14 protein-coding genes are annotated in these 13014 nt (G+C 69.5%); 6 read left to right on the plus strand and 8 right to left on the minus strand.

Going from position 1 to position 13014, the window contains the following annotated elements:
- Window positions 1-94 precede the first annotated feature (94 nt).
- On the minus strand, window positions 95-2194 hold the full coding sequence (gene uvrB, locus ACP99_RS05155) for an excinuclease ABC subunit UvrB (RefSeq protein ID WP_049985564.1): 2100 nt from the start codon (window positions 2192-2194) through the stop codon (window positions 95-97).
- An 83-nt stretch (window positions 2195-2277) separates the two neighbouring features.
- Between uvrB and ACP99_RS05160 the strand changes: the two genes are divergently transcribed.
- Window positions 2278-2547: a DUF7553 family protein gene (locus ACP99_RS05160; RefSeq protein WP_049985565.1), complete on the plus strand. Its 270-nt coding sequence runs from the start codon at window positions 2278-2280 to the stop codon at window positions 2545-2547.
- Window positions 2548-2696: 149 nt separating this feature from the next.
- Here the strand turns inward: ACP99_RS05160 and ACP99_RS05165 are convergent, their stop codons facing one another.
- Window positions 2697-3311, minus strand: a complete 615-nt coding sequence (locus ACP99_RS05165; protein ID WP_049985566.1) for a hypothetical protein — start codon at window positions 3309-3311, stop codon at window positions 2697-2699.
- Window positions 3312-3430: 119 nt separating this feature from the next.
- Here ACP99_RS05165 and ACP99_RS05170 point away from each other — a divergent pair, with 119 nt between their 5' ends.
- Complete coding sequence (locus ACP99_RS05170) at window positions 3431-5005, plus strand: stage II sporulation protein M (protein WP_231554217.1); 1575 nt, start codon at window positions 3431-3433, stop codon at window positions 5003-5005.
- 99 nt (window positions 5006-5104) lie between these two features.
- Here the strand turns inward: ACP99_RS05170 and ACP99_RS05175 are convergent, their stop codons facing one another.
- Complete coding sequence (locus ACP99_RS05175) at window positions 5105-5971, minus strand: sulfurtransferase (RefSeq protein WP_049985567.1); 867 nt, start codon at window positions 5969-5971, stop codon at window positions 5105-5107.
- Between the two features lie 253 nt (window positions 5972-6224).
- Here ACP99_RS05175 and ACP99_RS05180 point away from each other — a divergent pair, with 253 nt between their 5' ends.
- Window positions 6225-7016, plus strand: a complete 792-nt coding sequence (locus ACP99_RS05180; protein WP_049985568.1) for a sulfurtransferase — start codon at window positions 6225-6227, stop codon at window positions 7014-7016.
- 30 nt (window positions 7017-7046) lie between these two features.
- Entirely contained in the window at window positions 7047-7916 is an 870-nt protein-coding gene (locus ACP99_RS05185; protein WP_049985569.1) for a hypothetical protein, read from the plus strand.
- Window positions 7917-7941: 25 nt separating this feature from the next.
- Here the strand turns inward: ACP99_RS05185 and hisB are convergent, their stop codons facing one another.
- Window positions 7942-8565, minus strand: coding sequence for an imidazoleglycerol-phosphate dehydratase HisB (gene hisB / locus ACP99_RS05190; RefSeq protein WP_049985570.1), 624 nt, complete (start codon window positions 8563-8565; stop codon window positions 7942-7944).
- Window positions 8566-8877: 312 nt separating this feature from the next.
- On the opposite strand from hisB, the gene hisG reads away from it, so the two are divergent.
- Complete coding sequence (gene hisG / locus ACP99_RS05195) at window positions 8878-9723, plus strand: ATP phosphoribosyltransferase (protein ID WP_049985571.1); 846 nt, start codon at window positions 8878-8880, stop codon at window positions 9721-9723.
- Window positions 9724-9745: 22 nt separating this feature from the next.
- Here the strand turns inward: hisG and ACP99_RS05200 are convergent, their stop codons facing one another.
- Both ACP99_RS05200 and ACP99_RS05205 read right to left on the minus strand, forming a co-directional pair.
- Window positions 9746-10126, minus strand: a complete 381-nt coding sequence (locus ACP99_RS05200; RefSeq protein ID WP_049985572.1) for a DUF7473 family protein — start codon at window positions 10124-10126, stop codon at window positions 9746-9748.
- 22 nt (window positions 10127-10148) lie between these two features.
- Window positions 10149-10712, minus strand: coding sequence for a TATA-box-binding protein (locus ACP99_RS05205; RefSeq protein ID WP_049985573.1), 564 nt, complete (start codon window positions 10710-10712; stop codon window positions 10149-10151).
- Window positions 10713-10861: 149 nt separating this feature from the next.
- Here ACP99_RS05205 and ACP99_RS05210 point away from each other — a divergent pair, with 149 nt between their 5' ends.
- Window positions 10862-11851 (plus strand): methyltransferase domain-containing protein, encoded by a 990-nt coding sequence (locus tag ACP99_RS05210; protein ID WP_049985574.1) that lies wholly within the window; start codon window positions 10862-10864, stop codon window positions 11849-11851.
- A gap of 55 nt (window positions 11852-11906) precedes the next feature.
- Here ACP99_RS05210 and ACP99_RS05215 read toward each other — a convergent pair whose 3' ends face one another.
- Entirely contained in the window at window positions 11907-12332 is a 426-nt protein-coding gene (locus tag ACP99_RS05215; RefSeq protein WP_049985575.1) for a hypothetical protein, read from the minus strand.
- Window positions 12333-12407: 75 nt separating this feature from the next.
- The gene (locus tag ACP99_RS05220) at window positions 12408-13013 is read right to left on the minus strand and encodes a protein sorting system archaetidylserine decarboxylase (protein ID WP_049985576.1); all 606 of its coding nucleotides are present in this window, start codon (window positions 13011-13013) and stop codon (window positions 12408-12410) included.
- Window position 13014: the final 1 nt, after the last annotated feature.

Consider the following 13014-nt stretch of genomic DNA (forward strand, 5'->3'; position numbering starts at 1 on the left):
CGAGAAATAAATTTTGAGGTTCGAACGTTCCGTGGGTGTGGTTGTCGCACGCGACCGACCCCGCGACACCGTATCCGTCCCTCCGTTCGGGTCGCTACTGTCGCGTCGCTTCGTCGTCGAGCGGATCGACGCCGGGATCGACGCCCTCCTCGCGCGCTTCGTCGACGTCGCCATCCTCGATCCCGAACTCCTGTCTGAGCGAGCGGATCCGATCGCGGACGTCGGCCGCGAGTTCGAATTCGAGGTTGTCGGCGGCCTCCTGCATCCGGTCTTCCAGGTACGCGATCTGCTCGCGGGCCTCCGCCTCGTCGCTCGGCTCCTCGCTGGCCGACCGGGTCGAGCGCTCGCCGCTGCCGGGGAGGTTCGTCTCGCCGACCGCCTTCTCGATCGTCCTCGGCTCGAAGCCGTGCTCCTCGTTGTACTCCTGCTGGATCCGGCGGCGACGACGCGTCTCCTCGATCGCGGCGGCCATCGAGTCGGTGGTCTCGTCGGCGTAGAGGACGACCTCGCCCTCGACGTTCCGCGCCGCCCGCCCCATCGTCTGCACGAGCGTCGTCTCCGAGCGGAGGAAGCCCTCCTGATCGGCGTCGAGGATGGCGACGAGCGAGACCTCGGGGATGTCGAGGCCCTCCCGGAGGAGGTTGATGCCGACGAGCACGTCGATGTTGCCTAACCTGAGGTCGCGGATCAGTTCGTGTCGCTCCAGCGTGTCGGTCTCGTCGTGCATGTACGCGACGTCGACGCCGGCCTCGTCGAGGTACTCCGTGAGGTCCTCGGCCATCCGTTTCGTCAGGGTCGTGACGAGCACGCGCTCCTCGCGGTCGATCCGCTCGTCGATGCGGTCCATCAGGTCGTCGACCTGCCCGGTCGCGTCGGCGACCTCGATCGCCGGGTCCACGAGGTGAGTGGGGCGAACGATCTGCTCGACGATCTGCTCGGACTCCTCGCGCTCGTAGTCGCCCGGCGTCGCCGACACGTAGAGCGTGCGGTCGGTCTTCTCCTCGAACTCCTCGAACGTCAGCGGGCGGTTGTCGTAGGCCGTCGGGAGCCGGAAGCCGTTCTCGACCAGCGAGTCCTTCCTCGATTTGTCGCCGGCGAACTGTCCGCGGATCTGTGGCAACGTCTGGTGGGACTCGTCGACGACGGTGAGGAAGTCGTCGGGGAAGTAATCGAGCAGCGTGTAGGGGGCCTCGCCGGACTCGCGGTCGGACATATGGACTGAATAGTTCTCGATGCCCGAGCAGTAGCCGGTCTCCCTGAGCATCTCGATGTCGAACGTCGTGCGCTCTTCGATGCGCTGGGCGGCGACGAGGTCGCCCTGCCGCTCGAAGTACTTCACCCGCTCTTCTTTCAGTTCCTCGATCTCCGCGATCGCCTCCTCTAACTGCTCTTCGGGGATCGAGTAGTGCTCGGCGGGGTGGACGAGCACCGCCGGCTCCTCGGAGACGACCTCGCCGGTGAGGGGGTCCAGTTTGGTGAGGCGGTCGATCTCGTCGCCCCAGAACTCCACGCGGACCGCGTAGCGGCCGTACATCGGGTACACCTCGACGGTGTCGCCGCGGACTCGGAAGGTCCCCTGCTGGAAGTCGACGTCGTTGCGCTCGTAGTTCAGGTCGACCAGCCGCGCGAGCAGTTCGTCGCGGTCGAGCCGGTCGTCGCGCTCGATCCGGAGCGCCATGTCCGTGTAGTTCTTCGGGTCGCCGAGCCCGTAGATCGCAGAGACGCTGGCGACGACGATGACGTCCTCGCGGGTGAGGAGCGACCGCGTCGCCGAGTGTCGAAGCCGGTCGATCTCCTCGTTGATCGACATGTCCTTGTCGATGTAGGTGTCGGTCTGCTCGACGTACGCCTCCGGCTGGTAGTAGTCGTAGTAGGAGACGAAGTACTCCACCGCGTTGTCCGGGAACAGGTTCCGGAACTCCTCGTACAGCTGCGCGGCGAGGGTCTTGTTGTGCGCGAGGACCAACGTCGGCTGCTGGAGCTCCTCGACGGTCCACGAAACGGTGTTGGTCTTGCCCGACCCCGTCACGCCCAAGAGTGTCTGCTTCTCCATCCCCGACTCGTAGCCCGCGACCAGCTGTTCGATGGCGTCGGGTTGGTCGCCCGCGGGGTCGAACGGGGCGTCGACGCGGAACGCCCGCTCGGCGGACGGCCTGTCCGGCGAGAGCGGGCCCGATCCGGAGGTGTCGCTCATCGACGTCCGCTTGGGAGCACACGCACTTGAGGCGGTCGGTCGCTGTGGGAACTGTTTTCACTCGGAGGACTGTACGTGCGCGTATGTCACACGAACTCCTCGAAGCCGCCAGTCAGCGACTCCGCGACGCCTCGGAGGCCGCCAGCGGCGACGTCCAGAAACGCATCTACGACCAGTCCGACGCGCTCGCGACGCTGGCGGCGAGCGACCGAACGCCGGATCACGGCCGGCTCGCGCGACACATGAACGTCCTCGCCGAACTGGCCGACGAGACCGACGGCGCGGCCCACGAGGCGGTCGTCGACGCCCGCGCGAAGGTCTCGGAGTTCCGCGAGGGCGTCGAGGGCGTCTGACGCACGGCAGCCACACGTCGCCTGCTTGTCAGCCGCCTCAGCGCCTGAACCCCTCTATTTCGGGTGGAAATCGTTCTCATCCCCCTCGGTTTCCACTGCAGCACCGGCCGCGAGACTTGCTCGACGCGGCCGCGACGGTCGGCCTCCACTCAACAGACGTTCTTCGGCTTGATCCCCATCGATTCGAGCGTCTCGACGTAGTCGTCGTAGGCGGCCTCGACGACCGCGTCGGCCGCCTCGCGGGCGGCCTCCCAGTCGTCGTCGCTCGCGCAGTTCGCGTCGAGGGCGTCGATCACGCGGTCGCGCTCGGCTTCGAGATCCGAGCGGAGACCGCGGAAGTCGTCGGCGGCCATCGGGTCCGCGTCGCCGACGAAGAAGCCGACCATCTGTCCGGCGTATTCGAGCGCGACGAGGTAGCGACCGAGCAGGCCGCCGAGCCGTGCGGGCACGGTCTCGAATTCCGCGAGGACGCCGTAGAGTTTCGGTTCCTCCTCGATCTCGGGGTCGTCGGCGACGTCTGCGGCCCGCTCGCGGGCGTCTGCCGCGAGGTCCGCGAAGAGGTCGGTCGCCGATGCGTCACCGCCGTCGCCCCACGAGTCGAGCACGTCTGCGAGCGCCAGCGCGTCGGTCGCGGCCGCCGCGCGGACGCTGTCCCCGTCCATCTCGCCGCCGGTGACGGCGTACATCGCCTTCGAGGACCCGAGCCGGGAGAACGCCGTCTCGTGGTCGTCCTGTACGTCCGCCGCGAGGTCGCTGCCGTTCATACCTCGCCTTCGGCCGCCCGGCGCTTGTAGGCATCGACAGCGTGCGGGGCCGGTGACACATCGACCCGCGCGGGCGGCGCTCCCGAAGTTCTATGGTCGTCGCCCCAGATTTCGCGGGTGTGAAGCCCTCCATCGCCCTCCGGACCGGCGGGCGGTTGCTCTTCGAGCGATCGTCGTCGGTGCTGCCGCTGTATCTGCTCGTGACCGGCCTGTACGGCATCGCGCGCGTCCCGATGCTCGTCGCCGGGCTACTCGCCCTCTGGTATCTGGGGGCCGCGGGTCGGCTCGACCCGCTCGTCGACGTCCTCCGCCGACTGAGCGAGTCCGGCGCGCCGCTGGAGCCCGGCGGCGGGGAGGTCGACCCGGCCACCGTCGAGCGGTTCGCGCCCGAACTCGGCGACGCCTTCGCCGGGCTCGTGACGGCGGAGACGGTCGCGCTCGTCGCCGTCGGCGGCCTCCTGTCGCTCCTGCTCGCGCTCCTCGCCTCGGCGGTCGGCAGCGCAATCACCGTCAGCGGGCTGTACGGTCTCCTCCGCGGCGACGACGGCGTCCGCGCGGGCGTCGACGGCGCGGGCCGGCACTGGCGGTCGATCCTCGGTGTCCGCCTCCTCCTTCTGGCCGCGCTCGCGGCGGTCGCGGTCCCGATCCTCGCCGCGCTGACTGCGATCGGCGGCTATCTCACCGCCGCGTTCGGCTCCGCGTCGGCCGCCGGGACGGAGCCCGCGTGGGCGACCCTGGGGCTCGGCGTCCTGGGCATCCTCTTCGGGTTGTTCGTGGGCGGACTGCTCCTCGCGGCCGTCTTCGTCCTCTTCGCGTTCGCCGAGCAGGCCGTCGTCGTCGACGACGTCGGTGCGCTCGAAGGCGTTCGGCGGAGCGTTCGCTTCCCCTTCGAGCGCCCCGTCGCGGCCCTGATCTACGTCGCCGTCGCGTTCGGCGCGCTGCTGGCCTCCGGCGGGATCGGCAGCGCGGCCTCGGCGATCGGCGCGACGCGGGTGACCGCGCTCTTCGGCACCGTCCTCTTCTCGCCGCTTCTCGACGGGTTCAAGACGTCGCTGTACGCGGAAGTCGAACTGGATCCCGACCCCGACCTCGCGCCGGTCGACGAGCGGCTCCGGGTCGCGTTCGTCGGCGGGCTCCGCGCCGTCGGCGGATTCCTCCGAACCAGCCCGCTCGCGAACCTCGGTGCGCTCGCCGTCATCACGGCCGGCGGACTCGTCGGCTGGCGCGCGACGGCGTCGCTCGGCGTCTCGCTGCCGATCGGCGGCGACGTCGCGAACGTCTTCGGGGCGTTCCCGGTGGGGACGTTCCTCAACCTCGCGGTGAACAACTGGCTGGTCGCCGTCGACCTCGCCTACAGCGGGCTCGCGGTCGGCGTTCCGGCGGCGGTCGGACTGGCGTTCAACGGCCTGCTCGTCGGGGCGATAGCGGGCGTCTTCGAGCCGATCGCCGTCCTCGCGCTGATCGCGCCGCACGGGGTCGTCGAGATCCCAGCGATCGTCGTCGGCGGCGGACTCGGGTTCTGGCTCGGGGGCGTCGCGCTCGGCGTGTTCCGCGGGAACCGCGACGCCGACGACCTCGCGGCCGCGATCCGTCGGGCGTATCGCGTCCTCCTCGGGCTCGCTTCGCTGTTCGTCCTCGCGGCGTTCATCGAGGCGTTCCTCACGCCGGCGATCGCGAGCGCCGTGCTGGCGTGATGCGGTTCGTCCGTACGGTGAGCGCCGCGCTCGCGGCGTACCGCTCGCAGAAAATCAGCGTTCGTGCCGTTCGATCGATTCGACGGCGAGATCCGACGGTTACTCCGCGTCGCCCGTCTCGATCGGCGCGCCGACGAGGTTGCCCCACTCCGTCCAGGAGCCGTCGTAGTTGACGACCTCGTCGTAGCCGAGCAGCTCGTGGAGCGCGAACCACGCGATCGAGGAGCGCTCGCCGATGCGGCAGTAGGCGACGGTCGTCTCCGAGCCGTCGATGCCCTTCTCGGCGTAGAGTTGCTTCAGCTCCTCGGCGGACTTGAACGTCCCGTCGTCGTTGACGGTCGCCGCCCACGAGATGTTCTGCGCGCCGGGGATGTGGCCGCCGCGCTGGGCCGTCTCCTGCAGTCCCGGCGGGGCGAGGATGTCGCCGCGGAACTCCTCGGGCGAGCGGACGTCGACGAGCGGAAGCCCCTCGTCGACGGCGTGGTCGACGTCGTCGCGGTAGGCGCGGATCGACTCGAACGGGCCGCGCGCGCTGTACTCGACCGCGGAGAAGTCCGGCACCTCGTCGGTCGTCGGGTAGTCGTTCTCGAGCCAGTAGTCGCGACCGCCGTTCAGCAGGCGGACGTCCTCGTGGCCGTAGTACTTGAACTGCCAGTAGGTGTAGGCGGCGAACCAGTTGGAGTTGTCGCCGTACAGGACCACCGTCGAGTCCTCGGAGATGCCGTGGCTGCCGAGCAGGTCCTCGAAGTCGTCCTTGTCGAGGATGTCGCGGTTCGTCTGGTCCTGCAGTTGGCTCTCCCAGTTGAAGCCGATCGCGCCGGGCGCGTGGCTCTCGTCGTACGCTTCGGTGTCGACGTCGACTTCGACCAGTCGATGCGCGGGGTCGTCGCTCTGGAACTCGTCGAGGTTCTCCTCCACCCACTCGGGCGATACGAGCACGTCTTTCGCGTAACCGTCGTTTGTCATTGCACTCCCCTCTACACACTCGACCCCTATAATCCTCACAGCTACGGCGTGTACTGCCCGCCCTCCAGCTATGCGGAAAATTATGCCGCATTAAACGGACGTGACAGTATCCGGGAGCGCCACACTGCGACCACGGCGGCCATCCCGGACGGCGTGGACGAAACTAGCGGCAACATTTTCTTTTTTCTCTGACACCGGGCGAATGCGGACCCCATCGCGCACGTTGAAGGACCGGCCGACAGTAGGGTCGCGTATGTACGAGAACGTCGTCGTCTCGGCCGAGTGGCTGGCCGACCGGCTCGACGAGGTGCGGGTGATCGACGTCCGCGACGCGTGGGAGTTCGACGGCATCGGGCACGTCCCGGGCGCGGCGAACGTCCCGTTCGAGGAGTTCCGCAGCGAGGCGGGCGACGAGGGGATGCTGCCCGGGGCGGAGACGTGGGAGTCGCTGCTCTCGGCGGCGGGCGTCGGTCCCGACGACGACGTCGTCGCCTACGACGACACCCACGGCGTCTTCGCGGCGCGCTTTCTCGTCACGGCGGAGCTGTACGGCCACCCGCCCGATCGGCTCCACCTCCTCGACGGCGACTTCAGCGCGTGGAACCGGGCTCACGAGACGACGAGCGAGTCGGCGGAGCCGACGCCCACCGACTACGCGGTCCGCGACCCCGAACGCTCGCCGCTCGTCGACTACGGGACCGTCACCGACGCGCTCGACGACGACGAGACCGTCATCGTCGACACGCGGGACCCCGAGGAGTACGCCGAGGGGCACCTGCCCGGCGCGGTCAACCTCGACTGGCGCGAACTCGTCGACGACGAGACGCGCGGGCTGAAGTCCGAGCCCGAACTGACCGAAGCGCTCGCGGACGTCGGCGTCGCGCCCGACAAGCGCGTGATCCTCTACTGCAACACCGCCCGCCGGATCAGCCACACCTACGTGGTCCTGCGCTCGCTCGGGTACGAGAACGTGGGCTTCTACGAGGGGAGCCTGACCGAGTGGACCGAGCGGGGCGGCCCGGTCGAGACCGCGCCGGTCGAATAGTTTTATCCGATCGGTCGCGGAGACACGTGTATGCCGATGCGCCAACTCCGGAACTGCGATTTCTGCGGCGGCGACGCGGCGGGCGTCTACGAGGCCGTCCCGCAGGAACTGTCGCCGACGGAGGCCGAACAGCGGCGGGTCGTCCTCTGTGAGAACTGCCTCGAAACGCTCGAAACCGTCGTCGACCCGCTTCTCTCCAGGCCCGGCGTCGACCGAGACGGCGAGTCCGCGGCGACGGCGGGCGGCCCCGCGGCGACCGCGAACGAATCCTCGTCGTCCACGAGCGACCCCGCGCCGACCGCTGAACCGACCGGAAGCGCAGAACGGAGGGAGGCCGTGAGACGGGAGTCGGGCGATTCGGAGCCGTCGACGGCTTCGACGGAAGATGGTACATCCCCGGTCGAGGCCGACGGCGAGACCGCGCGTGCCGCCGGCTCGTCGACCGACTCGGAACCCCCGTCGCCGTCCGACTCGCCGAGCCGGGCCACACCGCCGAACCGGTTCGGTGCGCCGGACGGGTACACGGACATCGCCGAGTACGACGGCTTCGAGGACGAGGTCGACGAGGCCGAAGATCCTGCGGAGGCGGAGCAGACGCGGGCCCCTGACCCCCGAGAGGATCACGTCGAGCGCGATGGGCCGCCCAGCCCGAGCGAACCGGAACCGGAATCGGTCGACGCGGCCGCCGCAGACCGCGGGGGAGTCGGCGAGGAGCCCGAGGACTTCCGCACCGTGATGCGCCTGCTCGGGAACCGCGAGTTCCCCGTCGAGCGCAGCGCCGTCGTCGAACTCGCCGCCGGGGCGTATCAACTCGAAGACGCGCACGTCCACCGGATTCTCGACCACGCGGTCGAGCGCGGCGTGCTCACCGACGAGGACGGCACGCTGCGAAAGTCCTGAACCTGCTGGGTTTTCCGAGAGCGCGCTACAGTTTCCCTTTCGTGCTCGGCGTGTCGCTCCGCCGCGGATCGACGCGCGTGGCGTCGTCGAGGCTCCGCGCGAGGGCTTTGAACAGCGCCTCGACCTCGTGGTGGGCGTTGACGCCCTCGACCTCCGCGTGCAGCGTCAACCCGGCGTTCATCGCGAGCGAGTACGCGAAGTGTCTGGCCATATCGCTCGTGAAGTCCCCGATCCGCTCTTGGGAGAACTCGCCGTCGAACTCGAAGTGCGGCCGTCCGCTGACGTCGACGACGACCCCCGCGACGGCCTCGTCGAGCGGGACCTTCCGGTCGGCGTAGCGGACGATGCCGCGCTTCTCGCCCAGCGCCTCCGTGAACGCCTCGCCCAACACGATCGCGACGTCCTCGACGGTGTGGTGGTCGTCGATCTCCAGGTCCCCGTCGCACGTGACGGACAGATCGAACATCCCGTGCTTGGCGAACGCGTCGAGCATGTGATCGAAGAAGCCGATCCCGGTCTCTACGGCGCTGTCGCCGTCGCCGTCGATCGTCAGCGTCACGTCGATCGTCGTCTCGGCGGTCTCCCGGGAGACGGCGGCGGCCCGCTCCCCGCCGTCGGCTCGCGCGTCTCCGTCGCTGTGGTCGGTCATACCGGCGAATCGACGCCCGCGCCTATGATCGTTGTGCCTCTTTTCTCGGAATAGGTGGTGAAAAGTGGGCTCCGAGGCGATACCACGAAGACCTCGAAAGCCCCCGCCGTCGCGGGTCGGGGGGCTCGCTGCGCGCGCTCCCTCCGGTCGCGTGCTTGCGTCGCCCGCCTTCCCCGCGACGACGGCCCCTTTCAACCCCGCCCGTGCCGGTTACGTGGTCGCCGTCGTCCACCCGTCCTCGGGCGTCGTCGTTCGCGGGGGATCCCTGTCTGCGAGCGAAAGTGGTACGTCGCGGGCGCGTGATTTCGGAGTATGCGCATCGCCGTCCCCAACAAGGGCCGCCTGCACGAGCCGAGCGTCGACCTCCTCGAACGGGCCGGGCTCCACATCGAGAGCGCCGCGGACCGGAAACTGTACGCCGACACCGTCGACCCCGACGTGAGCGTCCTCTTCGCCCGCGCGGCCGACATCCCCGAGTACGTCTGGGACGGGGCCGCCGCGGTCGGGATCACCGGTCGCGATCAGGTCGTCGAGTCCGGACGCGACCTCGTCGAACTCGTCGATCTGGAGTTCGGTCGCTGCCGACTCGTCCTCGCCGCCCCGGAGGACGGCGAGATCGACGAACCGGCGGACGTCGCGGGCGGCAGCGTCGCGACCGAGTTCCCGCGGATCACCCGTCAGTATCTCCGGGAGAAAGGGATCGACGCGGAGGTCGTCGAGGTGACGGGCGCGACCGAACTCACGCCGCACGTCGAGATGGCCGACGCCATCGTCGACATCACTTCGACGGGGACGACGCTGCGGATGAACCGCCTCGCGGTCGTCGACGACGTGCTGGAGTCGTCGGTCCGGCTGTACGCCCACCCCGACTACGCCGACGACCCGAAGGTCGACCAGGTCGTGACCGCCTTCGAGTCAGTCATCGCGGCCGAGGACAAGCGTTACGTGATGATGAACGCTCCCCGAGCGAAGCTCGACGACATCCGCGAGGTCATCCCCGGCCTCGGCGGCCCGACGGTGATGGACGTCGCCGGCGACGACCACGTCGCGGTCCACGTCGTCGTCGACGAGCGCGACGTCTTCGAGGTCGTCAACGACCTGAAAGCCGTCGGCGCGTCCGGGATCTTGGTCACCGAGATCGAGCGGCTCGTCGAGTAGCCGAACGGATCTGATCGATTCCTCAGGCGGGCGCGCTCATCGCCAGCGCCCAGATCCCGAAGAGGATCGTCCCGAGGATGACGCTGACGACGAAGTGGATGAACGTGATGTACGCCGAGAGCTTCCGCGACTCGCCGTAGACGTACGCGATCGCCGCGCCGTCGAGGACGAGCGCGAGGAGCAGACCGCCGAAAAGCAGCGCGTCGCGCTCGGCGAACGTGGAGACGACGATGCTCACCGCCGCCGGGACCGGCCCGACGAGAAAGCCGTTCCGGACCGGAACGTCCCCGAGGACGTTGCGCGCGGCGATGTGCGCGGTGACGGAGAGAAAGAGCGCGAAGACGGCGAACGTCCCGGCGATCGCCAGCGGCGTCACGTCGCCGGACTGCAGTGCGAGTACCATCAGTGAATCAGCAAGGACCCCCTCAGCCGTCGAGCAGGCCGAGGTCGCTCAGTCGGGACACGATGACGTCGACCGCCTCGCGGGCGTCGTCGGGTTCCTTCCCGCCGGTGATGACGAGCTTCCCGGAGCCGAAGAGCAGCGCGACGACGGCGGGCTCGTCGAGCCGGTAGACGAGGCCGGGGAACTGCTCGGGTTCGTACTCGATGTTCTCGAGGCCGAGCCCGATGGCGATGGCGTTGAGATTGAGGTTGCGTCCCAGGTCCGCGGAGGTGACGATGTTCTGGACCGTGATCTCGGGGTCGTCGTCGACGGGGATCTCGAGTTCGCGGAGCTTCTCGAAGACGATGTGGAGGCTCTCGTGGACGTCGTCGGTCGACTTCGCGCCGGTGCAGACGATCTTCCCCGAGCGGAAGATCAGCGCGGCGGACTTCGGCTCCTGCGTTCGGTAGACGAGGCCGGGGAACTGCTCGGGGTCGTAGTCCGCCCCCTCCAGGTCCATCGCCACGCTCTGGAGATCGAGCTCCTGACCGATCCCGGTGGAGGCGACGACGTTCTCGATGTTGATCGTGTCCTTGGGGTCGCTCATAATAACGACTTAAACGATGTATTTAAGGTTTATAAAGGTTGGTGGGGTGGTCGCTCGCTGATGCGGGACCGGTCGCCGGCCGATCGAGGAGACGCCGACGGTCTCCGAGGATTCGACACGCTGATTTGCGGTCCCGCCCACCTTCGGCCGTGTACTTCCTCGAACTCGCGGGCGAGGCCGACGACGAGGCGTTCGCCGCCCTGGAAGCCGAGCGGGCGGCCGCCTCGGCGGTCGAGCGCGTCGCCCCGGGGCTCGCGACCGCCCGCGGCGTCCGCGTCGACCGCGTCCCGACGCTGGCGTACACCCGGCGCGCCTCCGAACTCGTCGGTCGCAGCGAGGCGACGGTCGCGGACGCCGCGGCGGTTCTCACCGCGGCGTCGTTCGAGCGCGCGGGCAGCGTCGCCGTCCGCGCCCGCAACGTCCGCGGCACGGCCGACGTGAGCACGTCGGAAGCGGAGCGCGAACTCGGCGGCGTGCTCGTCGACCGCGGGTTCGACGTCGACCTCGACGACCCCGACCACGAACTCCGGGTCTGCTTCGCCGACGAGGCCTGCCTGCTCGGCTGGGTCGTCGCCGAGCGCGACGCGGCGTTCGGTTCCCGCGCGCCGACGGACCGCCCGTTCTTCCAGCCGGGGAGTATGGCCCCGATGGACGCCCGCGCGTACGTCAACCTCGCGGCCGGCCGGTCGCTGCCGGACGCGACCGTCCTCGACCCGATGTGCGGCACCGGCGGCCTGCTGATCGAGGCCGGGCTGATCGGCGCGCGCGCCGTCGGTTCCGACGCGCAGTCGAAGATGGCCCGCGGCGCGGCCGAGAACCTCGAACACTACCTCCCGCGGGACCGCTGGGACGTCGTCCGCGGCGACGCGACCGGCCTGCCCGTCGCCGACGACGCCGTCGACGCGGTGGTGTTCGACGCGCCGTACGGCCGCCAGTCGAAGATCGCCGGCCACGAACTGGCCGACCTCGTCGGCGGCGCGCTCGCGGAGGCCGCGCGGGTCGCACAGTCGTGCGTGCTCGTCGCCGACCGCTCGTGGGAGGCGGCGGCCAGAGACGCGGGCTGGACGGTCTCGGCGCGCTTCGAGCGCCGCGTCCACCGATCGCTGATTCGGCACGTCCACGTGTTGGACCGGGCGTAGTCGCGGACCGACGCTTCTCTGCGCCTTCGTCTCCTTGCGTCGACCCGCTCGCACGTCAGTTCTGGAGCAGCCACCCGAACAACAGCGGCGCGAGAAGCAGCGTCAGCGGGACCAGAATCCACACCTGCCCCGCGAACACGTCGTACTGTCCCACCGTCTCGCTCACCGGTGTTCCCTCGACGTGGCCGACGAGGAACTCGAACCCCACGGTGAGAAGCGTCCAGCCGACGCCGACGAGGAGCAGTTCCCCCCGGCCGTAGTCGACCGGCGCGTTCGCGAAGTACAGCCCCGAGACGGCGAGGATCGCCGCGACGAGCAGCAGGGTACTGACGACGTGTCCGGGGTACTCGCCGGTCCGCGGGATGAGGACCAGTTCTCGGAAGATCCCGTTCGCGACCGCGAGGACGGCCATCACGACCCAGACACCGAGCGGATACAGGAACGCCGACGCGCGGATCGACTGCAGCGCTGTAGACTCCATCGGGCGACTCTGGTTCGGACTGACGCCGGCCCGAAACAAAAACCCGGGTGCCCGATCGCCACCGGAACGGGTGCGCTAGCGCGCTTTCGCCGCGATGATCGACTCGCCGGCGCGGACCGTATCGCCCACCTCGACCAGCAGGTCCTCGCGGTCGTACGCCGGCGGCAGCAGCACGTCCGCCCGCGATCCGAAGTCGATGTGGCCGGTCCGCTGGGCGCGCGCGAGGTCGTCGCCGGCGTCGACGTAGGGGTGGATGCGCCTGGCGAACGCGCCGGCGATGAAGGAGAGCTCCGCCGGGCCGTCGTCGGTGGCGACGTCGACGTCGACGCGCTCGTTGCGCTCGGACTCCTTCGAGAACGCCGGGAGGTGCTTGCCCGGCCGGTGAGTGACGCGCTCGACGCGCCCGTCGAGCGGCGCGCGGTTCACGTGGACGTCGGTGACGTTCATGAACACGCCCACGCGGAACTGATCGCCCTCCTCGCGGACCACGGAGACGCGGCCGTCCGCGGGGGAGACGACTCCCGGCCCGGACGGTCGCCGCTCGGGGTCGCGGAAGAACCAGACGACGAACGCGCCGACCGCGAGCGCGAGGACGGCCAGCGGCGGGGCGAGCACGGAGAGGACTGCTGCGGCCGCGAACGCCGGGACAGCGAACCGCCGAACGCCGGGAGCGAAGCGCATC

The sequence above is a fragment of the Halobellus rufus genome, from assembly GCF_000739575.1.
GTDB classification, from domain to species: domain Archaea; phylum Halobacteriota; class Halobacteria; order Halobacteriales; family Haloferacaceae; genus Haloquadratum; species Haloquadratum rufum.

Coding starts and splice junctions, on each gene's coding strand:
- uvrB (WP_049985564.1), bottom strand. CDS start 2,194: ATGAGCGACACCTCCGGATCGGGCCCGCTCTCGCCGGACAGGCCGTCC.
- ACP99_RS05160 (WP_049985565.1), top strand. CDS start 2,278: ATGTCACACGAACTCCTCGAAGCCGCCAGTCAGCGACTCCGCGACGCC.
- ACP99_RS05165 (WP_049985566.1), bottom strand. CDS start 3,311: ATGAACGGCAGCGACCTCGCGGCGGACGTACAGGACGACCACGAGACG.
- ACP99_RS05175 (WP_049985567.1), bottom strand. CDS start 5,971: ATGACAAACGACGGTTACGCGAAAGACGTGCTCGTATCGCCCGAGTGG.
- ACP99_RS05180 (WP_049985568.1), top strand. CDS start 6,225: ATGTACGAGAACGTCGTCGTCTCGGCCGAGTGGCTGGCCGACCGGCTC.
- ACP99_RS05185 (WP_049985569.1), top strand. CDS start 7,047: ATGCCGATGCGCCAACTCCGGAACTGCGATTTCTGCGGCGGCGACGCG.
- hisB (WP_049985570.1), bottom strand. CDS start 8,565: ATGACCGACCACAGCGACGGAGACGCGCGAGCCGACGGCGGGGAGCGG.
- hisG (WP_049985571.1), top strand. CDS start 8,878: ATGCGCATCGCCGTCCCCAACAAGGGCCGCCTGCACGAGCCGAGCGTC.
- ACP99_RS05200 (WP_049985572.1), bottom strand. CDS start 10,126: ATGGTACTCGCACTGCAGTCCGGCGACGTGACGCCGCTGGCGATCGCC.
- ACP99_RS05205 (WP_049985573.1), bottom strand. CDS start 10,712: ATGAGCGACCCCAAGGACACGATCAACATCGAGAACGTCGTCGCCTCC.
- ACP99_RS05215 (WP_049985575.1), bottom strand. CDS start 12,332: ATGGAGTCTACAGCGCTGCAGTCGATCCGCGCGTCGGCGTTCCTGTAT.
- ACP99_RS05220 (WP_049985576.1), bottom strand. CDS start 13,013: ATGCGCTTCGCTCCCGGCGTTCGGCGGTTCGCTGTCCCGGCGTTCGCG.